General features: G+C 68.1%; 22 protein-coding genes. 10 read left to right on the top strand and 12 right to left on the bottom strand.

Translation table 11 applies throughout. From position 1 onward, the window contains the following. Positions 1-57 precede the first annotated feature (57 nt). Entirely contained in the window at positions 58-2,145 is a 2,088-nt protein-coding gene (locus tag NS3_RS02410; RefSeq protein ID WP_245649439.1) for a GmrSD restriction endonuclease domain-containing protein, read from the bottom strand. 695 nt (positions 2,146-2,840) lie between these two features. On the opposite strand from NS3_RS02410, the gene NS3_RS02405 reads away from it, so the two are divergent. After that, complete coding sequence (locus tag NS3_RS02405) at positions 2,841-4,031, top strand: helix-turn-helix domain-containing protein (RefSeq protein ID WP_067852890.1); 1,191 nt, start codon at positions 2,841-2,843, stop codon at positions 4,029-4,031. A gap of 139 nt (positions 4,032-4,170) precedes the next feature. On the opposite strand, the gene NS3_RS02400 is transcribed toward NS3_RS02405, so the two are convergent. Continuing rightward, positions 4,171-4,596 (bottom strand): nitroreductase/quinone reductase family protein, encoded by a 426-nt coding sequence (locus tag NS3_RS02400; protein WP_067852888.1) that lies wholly within the window; start codon positions 4,594-4,596, stop codon positions 4,171-4,173. Positions 4,597-4,686: 90 nt separating this feature from the next. Here NS3_RS02400 and NS3_RS02395 point away from each other — a divergent pair, with 90 nt between their 5' ends. After that, positions 4,687-5,940: a serine hydrolase domain-containing protein gene (locus NS3_RS02395; RefSeq protein ID WP_067852886.1), complete on the top strand. Its 1,254-nt coding sequence runs from the start codon at positions 4,687-4,689 to the stop codon at positions 5,938-5,940. 16 nt (positions 5,941-5,956) lie between these two features. On the opposite strand, the gene NS3_RS02390 is transcribed toward NS3_RS02395, so the two are convergent. The 4 genes from NS3_RS02390 to NS3_RS02375 all read right to left on the bottom strand — a co-directional run bounded on the left by NS3_RS02390 (position 5,957) and on the right by NS3_RS02375 (position 9,546). After that, positions 5,957-7,216 carry a serine hydrolase domain-containing protein gene (locus NS3_RS02390; protein WP_245649438.1) on the bottom strand — a complete coding sequence of 420 codons (1,260 nt, stop codon included), beginning with the start codon at positions 7,214-7,216 and terminating at the stop codon, positions 5,957-5,959. A gap of 146 nt (positions 7,217-7,362) precedes the next feature. Continuing rightward, complete coding sequence (locus tag NS3_RS02385; RefSeq protein WP_157101128.1) at positions 7,363-8,580, bottom strand: MFS transporter; 1,218 nt, start codon at positions 8,578-8,580, stop codon at positions 7,363-7,365. Then, positions 8,580-9,221: a GntR family transcriptional regulator gene (locus tag NS3_RS02380; RefSeq protein ID WP_067852882.1), complete on the bottom strand. Its 642-nt coding sequence runs from the start codon at positions 9,219-9,221 to the stop codon at positions 8,580-8,582. The genes NS3_RS02385 and NS3_RS02380 overlap by 1 nt, the downstream gene beginning before the upstream one ends. Before the next feature lie 97 nt (positions 9,222-9,318). Further along, positions 9,319-9,546, bottom strand: coding sequence for a DUF6480 family protein (locus NS3_RS02375; RefSeq protein ID WP_067852880.1), 228 nt, complete (start codon positions 9,544-9,546; stop codon positions 9,319-9,321). A 332-nt stretch (positions 9,547-9,878) separates the two neighbouring features. On the opposite strand from NS3_RS02375, the gene NS3_RS02370 reads away from it, so the two are divergent. Beyond that, entirely contained in the window at positions 9,879-10,340 is a 462-nt protein-coding gene (locus NS3_RS02370; protein WP_067852878.1) for a hypothetical protein, read from the top strand. 16 nt (positions 10,341-10,356) lie between these two features. Here the strand turns inward: NS3_RS02370 and NS3_RS02365 are convergent, their stop codons facing one another. Together NS3_RS02365 and NS3_RS02360 are read right to left on the bottom strand one after the other, a co-directional pair. After that, complete coding sequence (locus tag NS3_RS02365) at positions 10,357-10,890, bottom strand: Rv2240c family protein (RefSeq protein ID WP_067852876.1); 534 nt, start codon at positions 10,888-10,890, stop codon at positions 10,357-10,359. Positions 10,891-11,030: 140 nt separating this feature from the next. Beyond that, a complete protein-coding gene (locus NS3_RS02360) occupies positions 11,031-11,642 on the bottom strand; it encodes an AMIN-like domain-containing (lipo)protein (RefSeq protein ID WP_067852874.1) in 612 nt (203 codons plus the stop codon). Positions 11,643-11,715: 73 nt separating this feature from the next. Here NS3_RS02360 and NS3_RS02355 point away from each other — a divergent pair, with 73 nt between their 5' ends. Next, positions 11,716-12,867 carry a class I SAM-dependent methyltransferase gene (locus tag NS3_RS02355; RefSeq protein ID WP_245649437.1) on the top strand — a complete coding sequence of 384 codons (1,152 nt, stop codon included), beginning with the start codon at positions 11,716-11,718 and terminating at the stop codon, positions 12,865-12,867. 131 nt (positions 12,868-12,998) lie between these two features. Then, positions 12,999-13,868 (top strand): Bax inhibitor-1/YccA family protein, encoded by an 870-nt coding sequence (locus NS3_RS02350; protein ID WP_067853480.1) that lies wholly within the window; start codon positions 12,999-13,001, stop codon positions 13,866-13,868. Between the two features lie 86 nt (positions 13,869-13,954). Here the strand turns inward: NS3_RS02350 and NS3_RS02345 are convergent, their stop codons facing one another. Next, positions 13,955-15,175 carry an acetyl-CoA C-acetyltransferase gene (locus NS3_RS02345; RefSeq protein WP_067852870.1) on the bottom strand — a complete coding sequence of 407 codons (1,221 nt, stop codon included), beginning with the start codon at positions 15,173-15,175 and terminating at the stop codon, positions 13,955-13,957. Positions 15,176-15,463: 288 nt separating this feature from the next. Next, on the bottom strand, positions 15,464-15,925 hold the full coding sequence (locus NS3_RS02340; RefSeq protein ID WP_067852868.1) for a hypothetical protein: 462 nt from the start codon (positions 15,923-15,925) through the stop codon (positions 15,464-15,466). A 73-nt stretch (positions 15,926-15,998) separates the two neighbouring features. On the opposite strand from NS3_RS02340, the gene NS3_RS02335 reads away from it, so the two are divergent. Both NS3_RS02335 and NS3_RS02330 read left to right on the top strand, forming a co-directional pair. After that, entirely contained in the window at positions 15,999-17,387 is a 1,389-nt protein-coding gene (locus NS3_RS02335; RefSeq protein WP_067852866.1) for a cystathionine beta-synthase, read from the top strand. Between the two features lie 164 nt (positions 17,388-17,551). Beyond that, positions 17,552-18,697: a cystathionine gamma-synthase gene (locus NS3_RS02330; RefSeq protein WP_067852864.1), complete on the top strand. Its 1,146-nt coding sequence runs from the start codon at positions 17,552-17,554 to the stop codon at positions 18,695-18,697. A gap of 84 nt (positions 18,698-18,781) precedes the next feature. Here the strand turns inward: NS3_RS02330 and greA are convergent, their stop codons facing one another. Together greA and NS3_RS02320 are read right to left on the bottom strand one after the other, a co-directional pair. After that, the gene (gene greA / locus NS3_RS02325; RefSeq protein WP_040798294.1) at positions 18,782-19,276 is read right to left on the bottom strand and encodes a transcription elongation factor GreA; all 495 of its coding nucleotides are present in this window, start codon (positions 19,274-19,276) and stop codon (positions 18,782-18,784) included. Positions 19,277-19,619: 343 nt separating this feature from the next. Further along, positions 19,620-20,060 carry a DUF4307 domain-containing protein gene (locus NS3_RS02320; RefSeq protein ID WP_067852862.1) on the bottom strand — a complete coding sequence of 147 codons (441 nt, stop codon included), beginning with the start codon at positions 20,058-20,060 and terminating at the stop codon, positions 19,620-19,622. Between the two features lie 103 nt (positions 20,061-20,163). Between NS3_RS02320 and mca the strand changes: the two genes are divergently transcribed. The 3 genes from mca to NS3_RS02305 all read left to right on the top strand — a co-directional run bounded on the left by mca (position 20,164) and on the right by NS3_RS02305 (position 22,135). After that, positions 20,164-21,048, top strand: a complete 885-nt coding sequence (gene mca / locus NS3_RS02315) for a mycothiol conjugate amidase Mca (protein ID WP_174550425.1) — start codon at positions 20,164-20,166, stop codon at positions 21,046-21,048. Further along, complete coding sequence (locus tag NS3_RS02310) at positions 21,045-21,329, top strand: hypothetical protein (RefSeq protein ID WP_067852858.1); 285 nt, start codon at positions 21,045-21,047, stop codon at positions 21,327-21,329. The genes mca and NS3_RS02310 overlap by 4 nt, the downstream gene beginning before the upstream one ends. Positions 21,330-21,571: 242 nt before the next feature. Continuing rightward, the gene (locus tag NS3_RS02305; RefSeq protein WP_067852856.1) at positions 21,572-22,135 is read left to right on the top strand and encodes a TIGR03086 family metal-binding protein; all 564 of its coding nucleotides are present in this window, start codon (positions 21,572-21,574) and stop codon (positions 22,133-22,135) included. Position 22,136: the final 1 nt, after the last annotated feature.

The raw sequence follows: 22,136 nt of genomic DNA, 5'->3' as shown, positions 1-22,136 counted from the left end.
GCGCATGGCGGCGCTGCATGAGTGGAGCTGGGCGGCAGCCTCATTCTCGGTGATCGGCTACGAACGGGATTCCGCTTGCGGCTCCGAGTCATCATCTGCAGCTGTCCGCAATCGCTCGAGGGCGGACAAGCTGAGACGTTGTGAAGGCGCCGCCCGGCCGGAGCCGGAAAAACGAACTCCCTCCATTTCGAGCACCTGCCGCGGATCCTGTGTGCGTCCGGCCTCGGGCCATCGAAAGGCCGCAGAGATTTCGCCGTTCGCATTGAGGACCCGGTGAGCGTTGGGAGCCGGTACGGTTGCCAGGCGGGTTCCTATCGGTTGGGCGGCAGTACCGATAACTTTCGCCAAGTCGCCATAGCTCGTCCAATGACCTGTTGGAAGAAGGGCCAGTATGCGGTTCAGCGATTCCCAGAGCGGATTGTCGTCCCGCGCTTTGCCGGCCTCCGCGAGGGGGCCGGGCCATGCTTCGATCACGAGTTGCGAAAGTTCGCGTCCACGTTGTTCGATCTGTTTGGGCCCCCAAGCGTTGTGCTCGGCAATGCGCTGATTCATTCGGATGCTACTGGCTCGTAGTATTTCACGTTTCCGTTCGAAGTTCTGATTGCCCAGATTTTCGTTGTATCCGGTGAGCGTGAGGTTTCCGAGCGTGTGGACGAGGCGATCATGGAGATCGTCGATGTTGTCCTCGCCGTACTCTTCGCTGAGCTGTGATCGCCATTCTGGAGAAAGCGTCTGGGGCATGACGTGCTCGATGGTCAGTGTTTCGGGGGCGACTCGCTCTTTCGCAGCGAGCAGGCGTTCGATCCACAACATGATCGTCTTGCGGTGAGCTGCCCGGCCGGTCGTATACAACGGTGCGGTGAGAATGGCTTCGGACAGCTTCTCGTCGGTTGCATAGTGCTTGCGACCTTCTGACAGGTATCGGTGCAGTCCTTCATCTACCGGGAGTGATGCGTCGAGTTCCTGGACTGCGGCTGGGAATAGCCGGTTGAGTCCCTGGGTGGCGCGGCCGATGAGGAATCTACGTACTACCAGCGATTCGATGTACAAGAGTGCCTGTGCGACCTGCTTGCTGGTGGCCGCCCCCCGGTCGCGCAGCACCAGCAGGTGAAGAACCAGAGGCGCCGGTGTGGACGAGTCCCATTCCGCCAATCGAGTGAGCCGCTCACGGACGGCAGGATCCGCCTCCTCACCTGGGTGCAGCATCAGACGATAGAGATGTCCGAGGCGAGCGATGCGTTCGATCTCCTTGACGATTTGGTCCTCGGTAGTGAACCGTTCCAGTCGGGCCTGCTGCCCGGCGAAGGTTTGTGACTGCTTCACCTGTGGCTTGGTATGCAGCAGGTCGAGCCAGAACAGCGTTTCGATACGCTCGTTGTCCTCCAGCGCATTCTGCAATGGCAACCAATGTGTCCGGTAGACCTCATCGCTTCTCGTGGGCAATCGCATGAACAGATAGTTGCGCAGCAGATCACCTTGAGTGAGCTTCAATCCAGTGTTGTTGAGCGACTGAAAAATGCGATGGACATTGTCGCCGGGATGTGTGCTGATAGAGACCACCGATAGTCCGGCAGTCACCGCCTGGGATATCTGGAGAACATCGTAAGGCGCATCAGGATTCGGCTCCGACAGGCGAGCGCGAAAAAAGCGATAGGCAGCACCGATGTTGTCGTCTCCGCCCGCAGTAGGGGCGCGGTCGATGACGGCGGCGTAAGCTTCGCGGTCCGCCTGCGTCGGAAGGAGTTTCAAACGATACGGGTCGTCCTCATACTGGTTGGTGAGCAGTTGGTTGTGTATGCGGTCGGCGTCGCGCCGAGCTCCGTTCGGGTCTTGCTCGAGATGGTCCCGTATGGCTGCCAACAGCAAGGTCAGAGTTGTGAGACGCTGCTGGCCATCGACAACGAGGTATCGAGTGATCGATCCGGCGACTCCGCCCGGCGTCGGCGCCAACACCAGCGAACCGATGAAGTGCGTGGTCTCGGGGTCGTCGAGTCGGTCCTCGGCCAATTGAGTGACGTCGCGCCAAAGTTCCTTGAAATTGTCCGGACCCCACTGATAGGGGCGCTGGTACAGAGGGACCAGATACTGAGACGTACCTTCCAGGATCTTCTGCAAATTCGTCTCCTGCGCCGCGACCACGAACATGCCTCCTCATCGACCGATGCAGCGAAATCACTGCTGTGAGAGCAACATAGCTGCGCCAACCGACAGCTGCTCCCCAATGGCATATTCCTCCGGAGTAGCTTCGGAGGGCGCAGAGAGCGCGAGGGGCTCGGTTGCGATCGGCTGGTCGGTCCCGTGGCTGCAGATGTATGGATGCGATGCAGGTCAGGCGCGGCGGCAGGTACGACGGCGAGGTGACCCGCCTGCCGGGCTTCAGTTGTAGTCGGACGGCCAGAAGATCATGGCCAGGACGACCGCGAGCGGGAGCGCGATCACGAACACGAGTCCGAGATCGGTTCCGGTCATCGGCGAATTCCGCTCAATGGTGACCACCGGCCGAATGATGCTCGCGGCGCGGCGCATTCGACGTCGGCGCGCGACATCAATCGGTCCAAGGTCACGACGTCGATGTGGGCCGAGGACGACAACAGAACGACCTCGGCTCCGGTCGCTTCGACCTGTTCGACCAGTCCGAGTGCGGAAGCGGGGTCGGCCCACTGGAGCGGGTATCCCAACCGGCGTGCCAGTCGGCGAATTTGCGCGGTATCCCATTGTGGTGTCGGCGAGCACGGGTCTATCCATCCGAGTGCGTTCATCCCCTGCCTTCTCCTGGTGTTGTTTCAACCCTGTCGCTCGGTGCTCCTGCGAAGTGGCACAGCGTGTGTCACCGTGGAGGGGTGGACGACGCCGGGATAGGGGATCGGACTGCCAGGGCACGCAAGTTCGCGCGGCTGACACAAACGCAGCTCGCGCTGAAGGCCAACGTGTCGCTATCGCTGCTGCGCAAGGTCGAGCAGGGCTCGCGCCCGGCATCACCCGCGTTCATGGCTGCCGTCGCGCACGCGCTCGGCGTGAACATCGAGGACTTGACGGGCCAGCCCTACATCTCGGCCCGCGACGACGCTGCCGCGCACGCCACCATTCGCGAGCTGCGCCGTAAGTTGCTGGCTTTCGATGATGAACCGATCATTGATCCGCGCTCGCTCGAGGAGCTCAGCGCCGCGCTCGAGCGAGTGGTCGAAGCGATGCGCCGGGCACGATACGGCGACCTGACCGCCGAGCTGCCCGATGTGATTCACGGGCTACACGTCCTGGCCGCCGACGAACAGCCCGGGCAGCGACTCGAGCGGATCCACGCCACGCTCGCCCGCGCCTACAACCGTGCCTCGTCGATGGCCTACCGCTACGGCTACCTCGACCTTGCCGGACTGGCCGCCGAGCGGTGTGTCTGGGCAGCCGAACGCAGCGGCGATCCGGTCTGGCCGATCGCAGCGGAGTATCACCGCGCGCTGATCCTGCTGTTCTCCGGCGCCTACGCCAGCGGTGTGCGTGTCATCGACCGCGCCCGCGACTCGAGCGAGCACCTGTCCACCACGCCGGGGCTGCTCGCAGTACGGGGTGCGCTGCACCTGCGTGGGGCGATCCTGTCCGCTCGCGCTCTCGATGGCGATACCGCCGACGAGCACCTACGAGAAGCGCGCCGAATCGGTGAGGCGATCACCGCGCCCGCAGGATTCGAGGACTACGACACACAGTTCCAGTTGCCGAACGTCGCGATTCACGCCGTGGCGGTCCCGGTCGAACTCTCCGACGGCGCCACCGCGGTTGCCCGTGCCGAGCGGATTCGGCTGCCGGCATCGGTCACTCCGTCGCGCGCCGGCCACCACTGGATAGACGTTTCTCGCGCGTGGCTGCTCCACGGCGATAAACACCGCGCGCTTTCGAGCCTGGCCGAAGCCCGCAAGGTCGCGCCTGACCTGACTCGCAACCATCCCCAGGTCCACGAGACCGTGCGCGTGCTCGCTCACACGCGCCGGGGAACCGACGCCTTGGCGAGTTTCGCCAAGTGGGCCAACGTCAAGATCTGACGCCCTGCGGGCGCCGCCTGGGTCGGGGACTCCGCGTGATGTGCCCGTGGTGCTCTAGGCAAAATGCGAACCCGACGAGCCTTTCACTTCGACGCCGCTGTAGCGAAGCGATTCCCAGGCGCGAGCCGGTCGAGGACATTCAGGGCTTCAGGAGCACCAGGGGGATCTCGCGGGTGGTCTTGCGCTGGTAACCGGCGTAGAAATCGGAGGCGGACACAACCCTGGGCCAGAGTTCGGCGCGTTCTTCCGGGGTCGCGATGTGGGCGGTCATCGTCTTGCGCGGTCCCTGCTGGACCGACACTTCGACGGTCGGGTTGTCGCGGAGGTTGAGGAACCAGGCGGGGTGGATCGGGTCGCCGCCGCGGGAGGCCACGACCACGAGGGTGTCGCCGTCGACGACGGGGGCGGTCAGCAGGACGCTGTGGGGGCGGCCGGACTTGCGGCCGATGGTGGTGAGTTCGAGGGTAGGCATGCCGGCCATGCTGCGGCCGACCCTTCCTCCGGTGAGCTTCAGCAGGGCACGGTGCAGGGTGTTCTGCATCTTGAGGACGCGGTCGCTGGGCATGAGACGATCCTGTCGCATCCTGGTCACGGCGTCGAGAGGTCAACGCTGAGAGCGAACACGGTGGGTCGATACGTGACTATCCTGGCGGAAATGAGTGCAGACGCCCCCGCGCTGGTGCCGATCGCCGACGACCTCGACTCCGTGACCTGTATCGGTCACGAGGACGACCCTGCCGAGGCCGGGCTGCGCCGGGCCGATGTGGACGCGGTGTGGGCCTTCGTGCAGGACTGGTATCGGATGGGGACCTCGCCGGCGATCCAGGTGTGTCTGCGACGCAACGGCAGGATCGTGCTGAACCGGGCGATCGGGCACGAGCGGGGGAATGCCCCGAAGGACGGGCCCGAGGCCGAGAAGGTGCCGGTCACGACCCGGTCGCCGTTCTGCGGGTTCTCGACCGCCAAGGGGGTGGCGGCGGCGGTCACGGCGATGCTGATCGAGGACGGGGCGTTCGCGGCCACGGACCCGGTGGCGGACTACATCCCGGGGTTCCACGCGAATGGCAAGGGGCGCATCACCATCGGTGACGTGCTGTCGCATTCGGCCGGGATTCCGTTCGTGACGCCGCCGTATCGGGGGTCGGAACTGGTCGTGGACGAGGAACTGGCGCTCCGGGGGCTGGTGGATCTGAAGCCGAGCTGGCCGCCGGGGCGGTTCCGGGTGTATCACGCGCTGACCAGCGGGTTGATCCAGCGGGCGGTGGTGCGCGCGGCCACCGGCAAGCGGATGCGGGAGCATCTGGCCGAGCGGGTGCTCGGCCCGTTGGGCTTCCGGTGGAACAACTTCGGGGTCGCGGCCGAGGATGTGCGCGCGGTGGTACCGAGTGTGAAGACGGGGCCGCCCGCGACGAGAGTGTCGTCGTTCCTGGCGCGTAAAGCGCTCGGCGGGGGCATGGACGGGCGGGTGACGGGGGAGAAACTGCGCGGTTTCCTGACCGCGGAGCTGCCCTCGGGCAATCTGGTCACCACGGCCGAGGAGCTGTCGCGGTTCTACGAAATCCTCGCGCGCGGAGGCGAACTCGACGGCGTGCGCATGCTGTCGCCGGATGCGCTCAGGGCGGCGGTGCGCCCCGCGCCCCGGCTGCCGGGAGTGGCGGGGCGGGTGTCGTGCGCGGGATACGAGCTCGGCGCGAAGCGGTCGAAGTTCGGTCGCGACACCGAGGCGCATTTCGGGCGCAGCGGCCTGACCACCCAGTACGGCTGGGCCGATCCGGCGCGCGGTCTCTCGGGTGCCTTCCTGACCAGTGGGAAGGCCAGGATCGACGGGGATCGGCCGGGGCGGTTGGTCGCGCTGATCTCCGCGCGACTGGCTCCGCTGCCCCCGGCCGATCGGGTGTTCGACCTCTGAGAGCTCGGGCTCCGGCTCAGCCGTTCGGGCGCGGGGTGAAGCAGCCGAGGATCACGCAGCCGCTCGGCCAGTCGTCGAACGGCGGGGGGAGCGGCTTGCCGAGGCAGACCACGGGGTCGCAGCCGGGGTAGGCATAGGGGCCCAGACCGAGGGCGGCGAAGGTGGCGGTCGGGTCGGTCATGTCCGGGTCCAACAGGCTGACGTCGGGCCCGGGAACGTACTCGCCGGGATCGGGCAGCACCGGATCGCGGAAGGCGGCGGTGAGGGCGCGCAGCGAATCGTACGGGTAGGTGACCGCGCTGCCGGGAACGGTGACGCCGGTCCAGCTCAGCACCATGCCGAGGCTGGGGACGATGAAGTTGTCCTGGCGCAGCATTCCCGACATCTTCAGCGAGTCCTTGGGGAGACCGGCGAACTCCGTCTCGCACTTCTCGCCGTTGACCACGAACAGGAAGCCCCAGCAGCTCAACGACGGTGAGGGCTGGGCCGCCGCGGTCAGGTACTCCGACGAGACGATCCGCCGGTCGCCCCACCGGCCCCGGTCGGCCACCAGCAGACCGATCTTGGCGAAGTCGTCGGGGGACATCAGCAGGTGGGCATGGCCGTAGGTGTTGCCGCTGCGGTCACGGGCCCAGTGGTAGGTGGAGGGATCGATGCCCAGCGGGTCGAACAGTTCCCGCTGGGCGAAGGTCTGCAGGTCTTCCCCGACCGCTCGGGAGACGACGTAGGCGAGCAGGTCGACGCCGCGCTGGCTGTAGCCGTAGGTGGTGCCCTGCTCGTGCACGACCGGGGTGCCCAGCGCTTGGGCGACCACATTGGAGTCCAGGCCGGCGATGCCGGTGATGCCCTCGGAGAGGACCGCGACATCCATCCCGGTGGACTCGGTGAGCATGTTGCGCACCAGGATCGCCCGGTGTTCGGCGCTGCCGAGACCCTCGGGCAGGTAGGCGCCGATCGGGGTGTCCAGACCGAGCTTGCCCTGGTCGATCGCGATGCCCGCGACCAGCGAGAGCACGCTCTTGGTGGCGCTCCACAGATTCCACGGCAGGTCGGCGGAACGGTCGTTGCCCGCGCCGGTCGCGATCAGGCAGTTGTTGCGGAAGAGCTTGATGTTCAACCGGGTCGGGTTGTCGATGGCGAACATCGCCTGCGCCAAGGCGGCCGAGTCGATGCCGACCTCTTCCGGTGTGGCGGACTCGAACTCCCGGCCTTGTGGCGGAGCGCAGTGCTTCAGGCTGTCGGCGGCGGCGGGCGCCGGGCCGGTGACCGCGCCCATGGAAATAGTGGCTAGCGCTAGAGCCGTACACGTGATAGCCAGTGCCGCAATGGATTTGAATGATCGCATGCGTTCTTTTGTCCCTCGGTTCGGTTGCTTCACCATCACATCGGGGGATTCCGGACGATGTTACGCACGAGTACGATTCAGTTCCGGTAGTTGCGCAGCAGGACGGGCAGACCGCAAGCGGCGAGGCCCGCCAGCCCGAGGTACATGACCGGGTAGCCGAGGCCGAAGCGCTCGCTCAGATACGACAGCAGGGCGGGCAGGCCGAAGCCGAGGTAGGCCAGAGAGTAGAAGACCGCGGTGAGGCCGGCCAGATCGCGCGGACCGGCCATCCGATCGACCTCCAGCAGGCCCGCGACCAGCGTGATGCCGTAGGCGGCGCCGAGCACGACCGTGGTGAGGATCGCCGCCCAGAGGGTGAGCGTGCCGAAGGTGAACGCGGCCAGGAGCAGACCGCCGGTCACCAGGAGCAGGCCGACCACCGAGGCGCGGGCGGTGCCGGGCCGGTCGATGCGCCTGGCCGCCGACTGGATGGCGAAGCCGCACCCCAGCGTGACGACGGTGAGCAGAGCGGAGAAGGCGATCGGCGCGCCCGGGACCTGCTCGGCCATCAGGCTCGGCAGCACCGCGTAGGCGGTGGCGCTGCACGCGAACACCCACACCGCGGTCGGCAGCACGATCTGCCGGAAGCGCGGCTCACGCAGGCCGGAAATCTTCAACTCCGACAGGAGGCCGTCCCGGCCGTGCTGCCTCGCCACGGTCTCCGGGGCGTCGGCGATCCAGGCGGCCGCGCCCAGGCAGAGCGTCACATTGACCAGGTAGGGCAGCACGTCCGGCAGCGGACCCCACTGCGCGAGCACACCCGCCACCCCGGCGCCGACGGCGAAGCCGCCGGTCAAACTCATCGCGGAGCGGCGAGGCCCGCGCCCCGGCGGGGACAGTTCCTTCAGCCAGCTGCCGCCGACGGCCATGGCCAGACCCAGCGCCACTCCGGAGAGCACCCGCCCCGCCGCGAGCAGCGCCACCGAATCGCCGCCGCAGGCCAGCAGCAGCGAACCGGTCGCCGCGATCAGCGGGGCGGGCAGCAGCAGGGTGCGCCTGCCGAAGCGGTCCGAGAGCGGGCCGCCGATCAGCAACGCGGGCACGATGCCGAGCACGTAGTAGAACAGCAGCAGGTCGACGGCGGTGCCGGGCAGGCCGTCGTTCTTGTACATGACCAGCAGCGGGGTGAATTCGTTGCCGCCCCACGCGATCGCGAAGACGGCGGCGGCCACGCCCCACCAGGCCCGCCGGTGGGCCTGGGGAGCGGCGTAGCGGGTGGGTTCGCGAGTTGTCGCCGCCTGTGTCGTCACCGTCATCACAGGCCCCGTAGCTCCAGTTGGTGCACGCCGGCGAAGTGCTCGACGAGCGCGGTGGCGAAACCGTCCGCGTCGCGATCGGCGATGAGGCCGGCGAGGTGGACGTGCTGGTCGATGATCTGCGCGATGTCGAGCGGTCCGCGGCGCAGCGCGAGGCTGTTCATCCGGCGCTGGCGCTCACGCAGCGAATCGTAGAAGTCGGTGAGCAGGGGATTGCCGCCCGCGACGACGTAACCGCGATGGAAGTCGGTGTCGGCCAGGGCGAAGGCTTCCAGATCGCCCGCCTCGGCCAGCTCGCGCTGCCTGACGATATTGGCGGTGAGCTCCGCGGTCAGCGCGGCGGGATCGCCCGAGGTGACGGCGCGTACGGCGGCGGTCTCCACGACGTAGCGGGCGTGGGCGACGTGCTCGGCCTCGTCGGGCGGAACCGGTACCACGAGTGCGCCGCGCTTGGGGTAGAGCTTCATCCACCCCTCGGTCTCGAGGCGCAGGAAGGCCTCGCGGACCGGGGTGCGCGAGGTGCCCAGCTCGGCGGCGATCTCGCCCTCGCTGATCAACTCGCCGCCGGTCAGGCCGCCGGAGAGAATGCGCTCCTTGACCGCCCGGTAGGCCGATTCAGCCGATGAATACGTCTTAGACACAAGTTGTATCTTAGACGGGCGGGAATGCGGACACGCCTCGGGGTGGCCGATCCATCGGATCGGCCACCGTCTGGTGGGACGCCGAGCGCCCGGCGGGTCAGATGATCGTGACGATGATGCCGATGGCGACGACCAGGAACACCACGGCCAGGATGACGATCAGCGCGACCGCGCCGACGCCGGTCGGGGGGAAATTGTTGCTGGTGCGCGGCTCCGGCGCGGACAGCCCCGAGGTCTGCGGAGTGTCCGGCGGGGTCGAGCCCGGGCGGACGCCGCCGCCGGGTTCGAGGTCGGGCGTGCGGTCCGGATCAGGATCCATCGACATGACTCACTTCCCGTCGTTGCCGGGAACCTCCGGGGTCCCCGGCTCGCTGCCGCGGCCCTTGGCCTTGCGGGACAGGATCACCGCACCCACCAGCACGGCGATTCCGACGATCACGAGTATCTCCATGCATGGCGCGTACCCCCGTTCGGAAGGGTCAATCGGCCTCGGGGAGTTGTGCCGGGTCCCCGCCCCCGCGCAGGTTCGCTGGTGATCGTCCCATTGATGGGACAACCTGTTGTCCTGCGGCGCCGATCCGGTCACGATCGAGTCGGAACCCGTGTATGTGTTACGGGTCACTCTCCGGTCACGAGCGAATGTGAAGGCGGACTTCGATGGCGGTGCGGCACAGCTACCTGACCTATCGGGATACCTACGGATTCCCGGTTTCCTCGTCGGGACGCCAGGTGATGCTGCGGGTGGGCGCGATAGGGGTGGTCGCACTGCCCGATGCGCTCGGCGCGGTCGTGCAGAATCAGCTACAGCCCGAGCAGCTCGCCGGACCGGTGTTCACCGACCCGAGCGCGGGTCGCTGGTTCTTCCTGCTCGACGGGCCGCCGGTCGTCGCCCCCGCCCACCACGTGCTGCTCGCCGACGCGGGCGCGCGCATCCTCGCCAGGGACGAAGAGGTCACCCTGCCGGTGCTGAGCGAGGCGAGCGCGGCCCCTGGAGACGAGCGGCGCTGGCTGTGGCCGCCTGGTTACCAGCTTCCCCAGCCCGCGCCGTTCGTCACCGAATTGCTCGCCGCGGCACGGCGTTTCGACCTGCGTGAGCGGTCGCGAGCGCTGAGCTGGTGAGCGCCGCGCAGCGGGCTCAGTACGCGCGGCAGGCGTCGCGGGCGCCGTCCTTGGTGGCGTTGAACTTGTCGATGGCGGCGTTGAGGGTGTCGACGTCGGCGCGGCGCTCGAGGGTGTCGGCCAGGGCGTTGGTGTCGTCGCTGTAGGCGCGCAGCGGGTCGGCGACGGCGGCGGGCACGTCGCGGGTGATCTTGGCCTCGACCGCGCTGGCGCCCGCGCGCAGCTGGGTCACCGCGGCGTTCGCCTTGGCTTCCTGGTCGGGCGCGTTGTTGTTGCTGGCCTCGATGTAGACGTTGAAGGTGTCCACCGCGGTCTCGTTGTTCTCGGCGAAGGTGTCACAGGCGGTGCTCGCGGCCCGCTCGATGGCGGCCGCTCGCGACGAGGACGCTGCCGCCGACGACGCCGCCACCTCGGAGACGTAGGCGGCCACTTCGGACGGATCCGCGTCGGCCCTGCCCGAGATCTGGTTGGAGCAGGCTCCGATGAGCGCCAACCCGCTCACGGTGGACATCACCGTCGCGACCAAGCCCATGCGTTCGAGACGTCGCATGTCCGATCCGCCCTTCTGTTCGTTCTCCCCCGTCAGGGATCCGGTGCGGCGCCGGACCTTCCGAAAGTACTCGCACCGGGGCGGCTCGGCAGGTATAGGTGGCAGAACCGATCACCGAACCGATATCGAAGGCGCGCGGCTCAGCCCGCGGTGGCGATGTCGACGACCAGACGGGTGGGATTGCTCAGCGCGGTGACCGAGAAAGCGGGCCGTTCGCCGGTCACGCCGATGAACGACTGGCTGATGCCTTCGAACACGAGCGGGCTGGAGACGCCCACGATGCCGGGAACCGCCGGATCGGTAACCGGATCGGGGCCCGAGTAGGGGCTCACCCCGGAGTCGAACGGGTAGGCCGATCCGGTGATCCTCACCTCGAGTACGGAGTCGCCCGCCACGTCGAGTTCGCGCCCGCTACCGTCCTGCACCGCTCGATCGGTGTATTCGACGAGCCAGCCGGGTGTTCCCGAGCCGCCGAGGTCGTAGACGACCCGATCGAACCCGTCGTGGCTGCCGATACGGACGCCCGAGACGGTCAGACGGGCTTCGGAGGACGGCTCGGCGCGCTTGGGGTTCGCGTCGACGGGCACGGGGGCCTCGCGCAGCGGCGCCACGGCGGTGGTCGTGGAGGCGGCGGCCGATGTCGCGGAGGTCCTCGGCCCGGCGTCGGGGCGGGCGTCGTCGCAACCGGTCAGCACTCCGCAGGCCAGGGCCGCCGTCGCCACCGTCACCAGGACCGCCGTCTTGTTACCCATGGGGCCGATGGTAGTGCGCCGCGGCCCGGGGGCGGTCGATATCGGGCGGCAACGATCGAGCACACTTGACGGTGTGCACGATGTCGAGGACATTCTCGCCCGCCTGCGCCGTTATCCGGACGTGGAGGCGCTCAACCTCTTTGCCGTCGACGCCGCCGACCGGCTGATCCTGGATGCCGCCGCCGAGATCGTCGATGCGTCGGAGGACGGGCGTGTCGCGGTGATCGGCGACGCCTACGGCGCGCTCACCCTGGGCGTGATCGCGCGCCACGACCTGCGCGCGGTGCGGGTCCATCAGGATCTGCTCACCGGTGAACTGGCGCTGGCGGGCAACGCCCGCACCCTCGGGCTGGCCGACCGCTACACCGCTCACCCGCTCACCGGCGAACTGCTCGACGGCGTGCGGGTGGTGCTGATGCGGCTGCCGCGCGCGCTGTCCGGGCTCGCCGAGATCGCCGAGGCCATCGCTCGCCACGCCGATCCGGAGGTGCTGGTGATCGCGGGCGGGCGCGACAAATACCTGACCAAGACCATGAACGATGTGCTGGCCCAATCCTTCTCCGAGGTCACCGCCAGCCGGGGCAGGCAGAAGTCCAGGACGCTGACCGTGCGCGGCCCCAAACCGGTGGGCGAGCCGCGGTTCCCGGTCCGTGAACATCTGGACGAACTCGATCTCGATGTGATCGCGCACGGTGCCGCCTTCTCCGGCGCCCGCCTCGACATCGGCACCCGTTTCCTGCTCGATCACCTCAAGCTCATGAAGCCCGACGCCCGCGAGGCCATCGATCTCGGCTGCGGCACCGGGATCCTCGCGGTGGCGCTGGCGCGCTCGCGGCCGGGCATCCGGGTGGTCGGCACCGACCAGTCCGCCGCCGCGGTCGCCTCGGCCGCGGCGACCGCGGCCGCCAACGGGGTCGCCGACCGGGTGAGTGTGCTGCGCGACGACGCGATGTCCTCGCTGCCGGACAACAGCGCCGATCTGGTGGTCTGCAATCCGCCGTTCCACGTCGGCGCGGCGGTGCACACCGGATCCGCGATCAAGATGTTCTGCGAAACAGGTCGCGTCCTGCGTCCGGGCGGAGAATTGTGGACCGTGTACAACACGCACCTGAATTACCAGGGCGTGGTGGAGCGGATGGTCGGGCACACCGATGTGGTCGGGCGGAACAAGAAGTTCACCGTCACCCGGTCGGTGCGTGGGCTGCACGACGCACGCCCCCGGTAGAGTCCGAATTGTCTGCCTCGTTGGGTTCCGCGGAACTACTCGGCGGAGTCCTACGTTGAACAGGGCAATAGATGGAGATCGAGCGTCAGGCTCGACACGACAGTCGCAACGACTCCAGAAAGGCACTCACGGTGCGCAGTACTAGCAATCCGATCTTCAAGAACCTCCCGAAGCAAGAGCAGACGGGCGGATACGCCAACTTCGGTTCGGGTGTGGCGGGTGCCGGGCAGTTCGGGCAGCAGTTCGGCAACCAGTACACCGATCAGTACGGCCGGCCCGTGCAACAGCCGTACCAGCAGGTCCCCGCCACCAGGTCGATGACCATCGACGACGTGGTGACCAAGACCGGCATCACGCTCGGTGTACTCGCGCTGTCGGCGATCCTGTCCTTCGCGCTGAGCTCGGCCAACTCCGGTCTGGCGCCGTTGTTCGTCATCGGCGGCGGCCTGGTGGGCCTGGTGCTGGTGCTCGTCGCGAGCTTCGGCAACAAGATGGACAACCCGGCGATCGTGCTGTCCTACGCGGTGGCCGAAGGTCTGTTCCTCGGCGCGCTGTCGCTGATGTTCACCGGCGTCGAGTTCGGCGGCGCGGGCGGTAGCGCGCTGATCGGGCAGGCGGTGCTGGGCACCTTCGGCGTGTTCGCCGGCATGCTCGTGGTCTACAAGACCGGCGCGATCCGGGTCACCCCGCGCTTCACCCGCATGATCGTCGGCGCCATGATCGGTGTCGTGGTGCTCATGCTGGGCAACCTGGTGGCGAGCTTCTTCACCGACGGCGGTTTCGGCCTGCGGGACGGCGGCACGCTGGCGATCGTGTTCAGCCTGGTCTGCATCGCCATCGCCGCGTTCAGCTTCCTGCTCGACTTCGACGCCGCCGACCAGCTGATCCGCGCGGGCGCGCCGTCCAAGGCGGCCTGGGGTGTGGCGCTTGGCCTGACCGTCACCCTGGTGTGGCTGTACGTCGAGATCCTGCGTCTGCTGAGCTACTTCCAGAACGACTAGTAGCTTCCACCCGACAGGAAAGGGCGGCCGCCGGAGATCTCCGGCGGCCGCCCTCGTCGTTCACCCGGTGGGTGCTCGTCCGCCGATCAGCTGAGGCGCTCGAGCACCATCGCCATGCCCTGACCGCCGCCGACGCACATGGTCTCGACGCCGAACTGCTTGTCGTGGGTCTGCAGGTTGTTGATCAGCGTCGCGGTGATGCGGGCGCCGGTCATGCCGAACGGGTGGCCCAGCGCGATCGCGCCGCCGGAGACGTTGAGCTTGTCCTCGTCGATCTTCAGCTCGCGCGCCGAGCCGAGCACCTGCACCGCGAAGGCCTCGTTGATCTCGAACAGGTCGATGTCGGAGACCGTCTTGCCCGCGATCTTCAGCGCCTTGCGGACCGCCTCGATCGGGCCCAGACCCATGATCTCCGGCGAGAGGCCGGACACGCCGGTCGACACCACGCGGGCCAGCGGGGTCAGTCCCAGCTCCTTGGCCTTGGTGTCGCTCATGATCACCAGGGCGGCGGCGCCGTCGTTGAGCGGACAGGCGTTGCCCGCGGTGACCGTGCCGTCCGGGCGGAAGACCGGCTTGAGCTGCGAGATCTTCTCGTAGGTGGTGCCCGCGCGCGGGCCGTCGTCGGTGGAGACGACGGTGCCGTCCGGCAGGGTCACCGGGGTGATCTCCCGCTCGAAGAAGCCGGACTCGATGGCTTCCTCGGCGCGGTTCTGCGACCGCACGCCCCAGTGGTCCTGGTCCTCGCGCGAGATGCCGGTGAGCTGGGCGACATTCTCGGCGGTCTGGCCCATCGCGATGTAGATGTCGGGCAGCTCGCCCTTCTCGCGCGGGTCGGTCCAGGCGTCGGAACCGGCTTCGGCACGCTGCACGGTGCGGGCCTCGGCCTCGGCGAAGGCGGCGTTGTGGGAGTCGGGCCAGCCGTCGGAGGTGCCCTTCGGGAAGCGCGAGACGGTCTCCACGCCCGCGGAGATGAACACCTCGCCCTCACCGGCCTTGATGGCGTGCAGCGCCATGCGGGTGGTCTGCAGCGACGACGAGCAGTACCGGTTGAGGGTGACGCCGGGCAGGAAGTCGTAGCCGAGGTGGGTGGCCACGACCTTGGCCATGTTGAAGCCGGCCTCGCCGCCGGGCTGGCCGCAGCCGAGCATCAGATCGTCGATCTGGGTCGGGTCGAGCGCGGGGACCTTGTCCAGCGCGGCGCGGACCATCTGCGCGGCGAGGTCGTCCGGCCGCATGCTCACCAGCGAACCCTTGCCTGCGCGGCCGATGGGGGAGCGTGCGTACGAAACGATGACGGCCTCGGGCATGAGGACTCCTTATGTCTCGGAGCGCGCACGGTGGTCGCCGACCTGATCGTGCGCTACTCGCGGGTACGGATCACTTCGAATCTACGTCGCATCCGTCCGTGGGAGAACATCCGGTGGGCTCTCGATTCCACTCAGCGGGAAGCCCCGCTGTCTCCCCTCGGCGCGGTCCGCCCGGAATGCGGATTCACTTGTTCGGATCCGTCTGCAGCGAGCTGGTAGCCGTCGGCGGAGGGGGAAGCCGTCGGCGGAGAACATCCGGTCGGGCGCGAGCCGTGCCGAGGGAACGGCTCAGGAGGGGACGGTGAACAAGCCCTTGGCGGGCACGCTCGGCGCGTCGGTGGTCACGGTGACCACGACGCGGCCGGGGCCGGTGTCCTGGAACAGTGAGTACAGGATGCTGCCGTAGATGCCGGTGACCACGATGTTGTCGAACACCCCCGTCGCGCCGGTGTCGAGATTGCGCCAGGTCATCGTGGCGCGGACCTCGCACAGCGGGGCGAACGGGTAGAGACCGGACCCGACGCCGGCGACCGGTTCCGCCTGCATGTTCAACACCGCGCGGCCCGGCCAGTCGGGGCCGGTGTCGGCCCAGGTCTGCAGGGAAGTCCAGCACAGCCCGCCCCTGGCCATGGTCGGTACCTGCGGGAATCTCACGGTGTCGGCCTGCGCCTGGGCGCTCGATCCGGCCACCACGGTCGCCGCGACTGCGGCGAGTACCGCGGCGACCCGGCGGAAGTGGGTCTGCCTCATGCCTGCCGATCCTAGGGCGCGAAAGAGGTGACGTGCGCGAACTCACACAGGGTGCTTCTGCAACGATGGAGCTATGCGCATCGCGGACCACGTAGTCGACCTCATCGGCAATACGCCCCTCGTCCGGCTGAACTCCGTCGTCGGACCGGACGCGGGACTGGTCGCCGCCAAGATCGAATACCTCAATCCGGGCGGTAGTTCCAAGGACCGGATCGCGGTCAAGATGATCGAGGCCGCCGAGAAGTCCGGCGAGTTGAAAGAGGGCGGCACCATCGTCGAGCCGACCTCCGGCAACACCGGCGTCGGTCTGGCCCTGGTCGCCCAGCAGCGCGGCTACAAGTGCGTGTTCGTCTGCCCCGACAAGGTGTCCGAGGACAAGCGCAACGTGCTGCGCGCCTACGGCGCCGAAGTGGTGGTCTGCCCGACCGCCGTCCCGCCGGATCACCCGGACAGCTACTACAGCGTCTCCGACCGCCTGGTCCGCGAGATCGACGGCGCGTGGAAGCCCGATCAGTACTCCAACCCGGGCGGCCCGGAAAGCCACTACGAGACCACCGGCCCGGAGATCTGGCGCGACACCGACGGCAAGATCACCCACTTCGTCGCGGGTGTCGGTACCGGCGGCACCATCACCGGCACCGGCCGCTACCTCAAGGAGGTCTCCGGCGGCAAGGTGAAGATCATCGGCGCCGACCCGGAGGGGTCGGTCTACTCCGGCGGCACCGGCAGGCCCTACCTGGTCGAGGGCGTCGGCGAGGATTTCTGGCCCTCGGCCTACGACCCGTCCATCCCGGACGAGATCATCGCGGTCTCCGACGCGGACTCCTTCGAGATGACCCGCAGGCTGGCTCGCGAGGAGGGCCTGCTGGTCGGCGGCTCCTGCGGCATGGCCGTGGTGGCCGCCATCGAGGTCGCCCGGCGCGATCCCGATGCGGTGGTGGTCGTATTGCTGCCCGACGGCGGCCGCGGCTACCTGTCGAAGATCTTCAACGACCAGTGGATGAGTTCCTACGGCTTCCTGCGCACCCGCCTGGACGGCAGCCCGGAGCCGCTGGTCGGTGATGTGCTGCGCGGCAAGTCCGGTGAACTGCCCGATCTGGTGCACACCCACCCGTCGGAGACCCTGCGCGACGCGATCGAGATCCTGCGCGAGTACGGCGTCTCACAGATGCCCGTGGTCGGCGCGGAACCGCCGGTCATGGCCGGTGAGGTGGCGGGCAGCGTCACCGAGCGCGACCTGCTCTCGGCGGTGTTCGAGGGTCGCGCCCAGCTCACCGACTCGGTCGCCCAGCACATGAGCCCCTCGTTCCCGCTGATCGGCTCGGGTGAGCCCATCTCGGCGGCCACCAAGGCGCTCTCGGACACCGACGCGCTCATGGTGGTCGAGGAAGGCAAGCCGGTGGGCGTCATCACCCGTCACGACCTGCTCGGTTTCCTCAGCACCGGCTCCATCGGGCACTGATCTTCCCTGGGCCAGGCGATGCGCGAGGCCCGCGACGAACGTCCGTCACGGCGAATCCGTGGCGGACGTTCGTCGTTGCCGGCGCGCATCTCGCGCCGACACGGTAAGGTCACGGACCCCCTCCGGCGGAAAGCCGCCGAGACGCGACCTCTACGCTGTCGTCTATGAGCGAGCTGGGATTCTCCACCAGGGCCGTGCACGCCGGGTTCGACCCCGATCCCCAGACCGGCGCGGTGAACGTTCCGATCTACGCGAGCTCGACCTTCGCCCAGGACGGCGTGGGCGGTATGCGCGGCGGATTCGAATACGCCCGCACCGGCAATCCCACCCGCAGCGCGCTCGAGGCCAACCTCGCCGCGCTCGAGTCCGGTCGTCACGGTCGCGCCTTCGCCTCCGGCATGGCCGCCACCGACTGCGCGCTGCGCGCCACCCTGCGCCCCGGCGACCACCTCGTCATCCCCGACGATGCCTACGGCGGCACCTTCCGTCTCATCGACAAGGTGTTCAGCCAGTGGGGCATCGAGCACACGCCCGCACCCATCGCCGACGTCGACGCCATCCGCGCGGCCGTGCGGCCGAACACCAAGCTGGTGTGGGTGGAGACCCCGACCAATCCGCTGCTCAACATCGGTGACATCCCGGCGCTGGCCGAGGTCGCGCACACCGCGGGCGCGAAGCTGGTGGTCGACAACACCTTCGCGACCCCGTACCTGCAGCAGCCGCTGCTGCTCGGCGCCGACATCGTGCTGCACTCGACCACCAAGTACCTGGGCGGGCATTCCGACGTGGTCGGCGGCGCCCTGATCACCGACGACCCCGAACTCGACGCGGCATTCGCCTTCCTGCAGAACGGCGCGGGCGCGGTGCCCGGCCCGTTCGACGCCTACCTGACCATGCGCGGCGCGAAGACGCTGGCCGTGCGGATGGAACGGCACTGCGACAACGCCGAGGCGGTCGCCGAACTGCTCGCCCGGCACCCGGCCATCTCCCAGGTCATCTACCCCGGCCTGGTCGAGCACCCCGGCCACGGTGTCGCCGCCAAGCAGATGCGCCGCTTCGGCGGCATGATCTCGGTGCGGCTGCACGGCGGCAAGGACGCGGCGCTCGACTTCTGCTCGCGCACGAAGATCTTCACCCTGGCCGAATCGCTGGGCGGTGTGGAGTCGCTGATCGAGCATCCGGGCGCGATGACCCACGCCTCGACCGCGGGTTCGCAGCTCGAGGTGCCCGCGGATCTGGTGCGGCTGTCGGTCGGTATCGAAGATGTCAGCGATCTGCTCGCCGACATCGAGCAGGCGCTGGCGAAGTAGGAGCCGGTGCACATGACGAAGCGGCCGCACTCGTATCCGAGTGCGGCCGCTCGCGTCTGTGCCGGGTTCGGGGGAGGGGCGCGGTCAGCCGTGGTAGGGCTCCGCGCTCACCAGAGTCACCTTCATGATGTTGCCGTTGGGCAGCGTGTACTCGCGAGTCTCGCCGACCTTGGCATCGATCAGGGCACCGCCCAGCGGGGAGTTCGGGGAATAGGTCTCGAGGTCGGAATGACCGAGGCCCTCCTCGCGCGTGGCGATGAGGAAGGTCTCGGTGTCACTCTCGTCGCCGTCGTAGTAGACCTTGACCACCGAGCCGGGCAGCGCGACGCCGGACTTGGTCGGCGCGACGCCGACCTTGGCGTTGTTCAGCAGCTCCTGCAGCTGGCGAATGCGAGCTTCCTGCTGGCCCTGTTCCTCACGCGCGGCGTGGTATCCGCCGTTCTCCTTGAGGTCGCCTTCTTCGCGACGCTCGTTGATCTCCGCGGCGATGACCGGACGGTTGGCGATGAGCGCGTCGAGCTCGCTCTTGAGCCTGTCGTGCGATTCCTGGGTCAGCCAGGTCACATTCGTCTCGGTCATCTCGATCACTCCCTCGTAGTTGTTCCCGGCATGCCGGGATTCCCTGAAACCGGCGCGCGACCCGTCCGAGGGCGGGCACGCACCAGCCGACGACAGACGCAGAAACCGGGGGTCATGGCTTCGATGACCCCGACGTGCGCGGTAACCGGACGAACCCGTGAAGCTCCGGTCAGCGCGCTGCGCCTGCCGCCAATGCAGCAAACACGGCTCCGAGGCACGGAACCGTGTATCACGCCATTTTAGCATGATTAACAAAGATGCAGGTGAGAATATATTTTTGCCGCGCCGAGCGTCGTTTCGGGCCACCGAGCGTGCCCTCGGTCGGGCACCCGGGTAGCGGCGGTCAGTGTGCGCGCAGATACTCCGGAACGGTTGCGCTGCACCCGTAGACGCTGCCCGAGGAGGAGCGCGAGGAGGTGCGGATCTCGGTGGTGACCTCGACCGTGCCGTGCTCGGATCCGGTGATCAACACCTCACGCCTGCCGACCTCGGTGGTGTCGCGATCCATCGCCCGCACGAAACACACCACGTCTCGGTGCGGATCCGCGCGGGTCACCTTGAACCGCAGCGACACCGTCGAGTCGTCGACGACCGTGTACCCGAGTTCCTCGGCTTCGATCTCGGCCGGCCCGTACTTCTGAAAGCCCAGGTAGGCGACCCCGGCGCCGACCGCGAGCACCACCAGTGCGATGAGCGGAACCAGCCACTTCGGCCGCCCTCCCGGCGTGGCCCCGTACCGGTCGGCGGGGCGCGCGCCGACGCCGTTCGGTACTGGATCGCTCATGACGGCTCGCTCCCGGGGGGTAGGTCGGAACAACGAAGGCTCGAATGGAACTATAGGTAATGACGAGCCGACACCCGCGACCGAGAGCGACGGTGAACAAGACGTGAGTGGCCTTCGCCTCATGGCGGTACACGCACACCCGGACGACGAATCGAGCAAGGGTGCTGCCACGACCGCGCGTTACGCCGACGAGGGGCATCAAGTCCTCGTCGTGTCGTTGACCGGCGGCGAACGCGGCAGCATCCTGAACCCGGCGATGGACACCCCGGGTGTCCTCGACCGTATCCACGAGATTCGTCGCGAGGAGATGGCCGCGGCCGCTCGCGCCCTCGGGGTCCAGCATCGCTGGCTCGGATTCGTCGACTCCGGCCTGCCCGAGGGCGACCCGCCGCCCCCGCTGCCGGAGGGCTGCTTCGCGCTGGTGCCGCTCGAGGAGTCGACCGAGGCCCTGGTGCGCGTCGTACGCGAGTTCAAGCCGCACGTCATCACCACCTACGACGAGATGGGCGGGTATCCGCATCCCGACCACATCGCCTGCCACAAGGTGTCGGTCGCGGCGTTCGAGGCGGCGGGCGATCCCGAGCGGTTCCCGGACGCCGGGGAACCGTGGACCCCGCTCAAGCTGTACTACAGCCACGGTTTCATCATGCGCCGGCTCGAGGTCTTCGCCGAGGAGTTCGAGCGGCTGGGCCGGCCGTTCCCGTTGCAGGAATGGCTGGACATGAGCCGCACGAGGGCGGGCGCGCGCGGTGACATCATGGGCCGGGTCACCACCCAGATCGACTGCGGGAAGTACTTCCCGCAGCGTGACGACGCCCTGCGCGCGCACGCCACCCAGATCGACCCGAACGGCGCGTTCTTCGCGATCCCGGTGGAGCTCCAGCAGCGTCTGTGGCCGACCGAGGAGTTCGAATTGGCCCAGACCAGGGTGCGCACAGCCATCCCGGAAACCGATCTGTTCGCAGGTATCGAGGAAGCGCAGCGGTGATCGTCGAGTTACTCGCCCAGACCCCAGGGACCCCGACCGGCCCCGAATTCGGCAAGGCATCCCCCCTCGGCCTCGCCATCGTCCTGCTCCTGCTGGTGGGCACCTTCCTGCTGGTCCGCTCCATGAATCGGCACCTGAAGAACCTTCCGCCGACCTTCGAGCCCGAGCACCCCGAACCCGATCAGGTGGCGGACGAGGGCACCGATCCCGGCGCGGTGCCGGTGCAGAAGTCGCCCGACGATGCCGAACCCGGCACGCCGGACAAGAAGCGGACCGAGTGAGTTCGCCGCCCCGCTGACGAAGGATCTTCCGCGAGTGGCCGGGGTTCGTCCCGGCCACTGTCGTCCGTCCGGCCTGTTCGCCGTGCTGCAGCCGGACGCGGCCGAGTAGTGCAGCCGGACGCGGCCGAGTAGTGCAGCCGGACGCGGCGGAGTAGTGCAGCCGGACCGAACGGGGTTGCGGCAGTCGGGCATTCGTCGGGCGCCCGTGTTTGAATGTTTACCCGAACGACCGAAGGACGCCCATGGACACTGTGCTCGGCCGGATCGACCGCGCTCTCGACACGACCGCCGCGATCGTCTCCGCTGTGGACGACGATCAGCTCACCGCGGCGACGCCCTGCGAGGACTGGGATGTGCGGACGGTGCTCAACCACCTGGTGGGCGGGATGCACGTCTTCGCCGCCAAGCTGAGCGGCAACGACTCCGGTGCGGGCAACGCCGAGGGGTGGCTCGGGTCGGATCCGCAGACCGCCTACGCGGCGGCGGCGGAGATCGATCGGGCGGCATGGCGGCGTCCGGATGTGCCGACCGCGACGGTGCACCTGGGGATCGGGCCGGTGCCCGCGCCTGCGGCGGTACAGATTCATCTGACCGAGATCGTGGTGCACGGTCTGGACCTGGCGCTGGCGATCGGCCGGTCGGATCTGATCGACGACGCGATGTGCGCGGAATTGCTGGAGACGATGCGCAGCTACGGCGGGATCGACGTCTACCGGGAGGCGGGCATTTTCGCGCCCGCGCTGCCGGTGGACGACGACGCCCCCGCGCATCGCGCGCTGCTGGCATACACCGGCCGCAAGTGGTGAA

It is taken from the genome of Nocardia shimofusensis NBRC 100134, from assembly GCF_001613125.1.
In the GTDB taxonomy this organism is placed as follows: Bacteria; Actinomycetota; Actinomycetes; order Mycobacteriales; family Mycobacteriaceae; genus Nocardia; species Nocardia shimofusensis.
This window is presented reverse-complemented; position numbering and strand designations above follow the sequence as displayed.

Bases quoted from the DNA above. Each gene is read 5' to 3' on its own strand.
- NS3_RS02385 (WP_157101128.1), bottom strand. From the start codon at position 8,580: ATGACGGTGACGACACAGGCGGCGACAACTCGCGAACCCACCCGCTAC.
- NS3_RS02360 (WP_067852874.1), bottom strand. From the start codon at position 11,642: ATGGGTAACAAGACGGCGGTCCTGGTGACGGTGGCGACGGCGGCCCTG.
- NS3_RS02335 (WP_067852866.1), top strand. From the start codon at position 15,999: ATGCGCATCGCGGACCACGTAGTCGACCTCATCGGCAATACGCCCCTC.
- NS3_RS02365 (WP_067852876.1), bottom strand. From the start codon at position 10,890: ATGCGACGTCTCGAACGCATGGGCTTGGTCGCGACGGTGATGTCCACC.
- greA (WP_040798294.1), bottom strand. From the start codon at position 19,276: ATGACCGAGACGAATGTGACCTGGCTGACCCAGGAATCGCACGACAGG.
- NS3_RS02410 (WP_245649439.1), bottom strand. From the start codon at position 2,145: ATGTTCGTGGTCGCGGCGCAGGAGACGAATTTGCAGAAGATCCTGGAA.
- NS3_RS02330 (WP_067852864.1), top strand. From the start codon at position 17,552: ATGAGCGAGCTGGGATTCTCCACCAGGGCCGTGCACGCCGGGTTCGAC.
- NS3_RS02340 (WP_067852868.1), bottom strand. From the start codon at position 15,925: ATGAGGCAGACCCACTTCCGCCGGGTCGCCGCGGTACTCGCCGCAGTC.
- NS3_RS02375 (WP_067852880.1), bottom strand. From the start codon at position 9,546: ATGTCGATGGATCCTGATCCGGACCGCACGCCCGACCTCGAACCCGGC.
- NS3_RS02320 (WP_067852862.1), bottom strand. From the start codon at position 20,060: ATGAGCGATCCAGTACCGAACGGCGTCGGCGCGCGCCCCGCCGACCGG.
- NS3_RS02345 (WP_067852870.1), bottom strand. From the start codon at position 15,175: ATGCCCGAGGCCGTCATCGTTTCGTACGCACGCTCCCCCATCGGCCGC.
- NS3_RS02305 (WP_067852856.1), top strand. From the start codon at position 21,572: ATGGACACTGTGCTCGGCCGGATCGACCGCGCTCTCGACACGACCGCC.
- NS3_RS02395 (WP_067852886.1), top strand. From the start codon at position 4,687: ATGAGTGCAGACGCCCCCGCGCTGGTGCCGATCGCCGACGACCTCGAC.
- NS3_RS02400 (WP_067852888.1), bottom strand. From the start codon at position 4,596: ATGCCCAGCGACCGCGTCCTCAAGATGCAGAACACCCTGCACCGTGCC.
- NS3_RS02370 (WP_067852878.1), top strand. From the start codon at position 9,879: ATGGCGGTGCGGCACAGCTACCTGACCTATCGGGATACCTACGGATTC.
- NS3_RS02390 (WP_245649438.1), bottom strand. From the start codon at position 7,216: ATGGGCGCGGTCACCGGCCCGGCGCCCGCCGCCGCCGACAGCCTGAAG.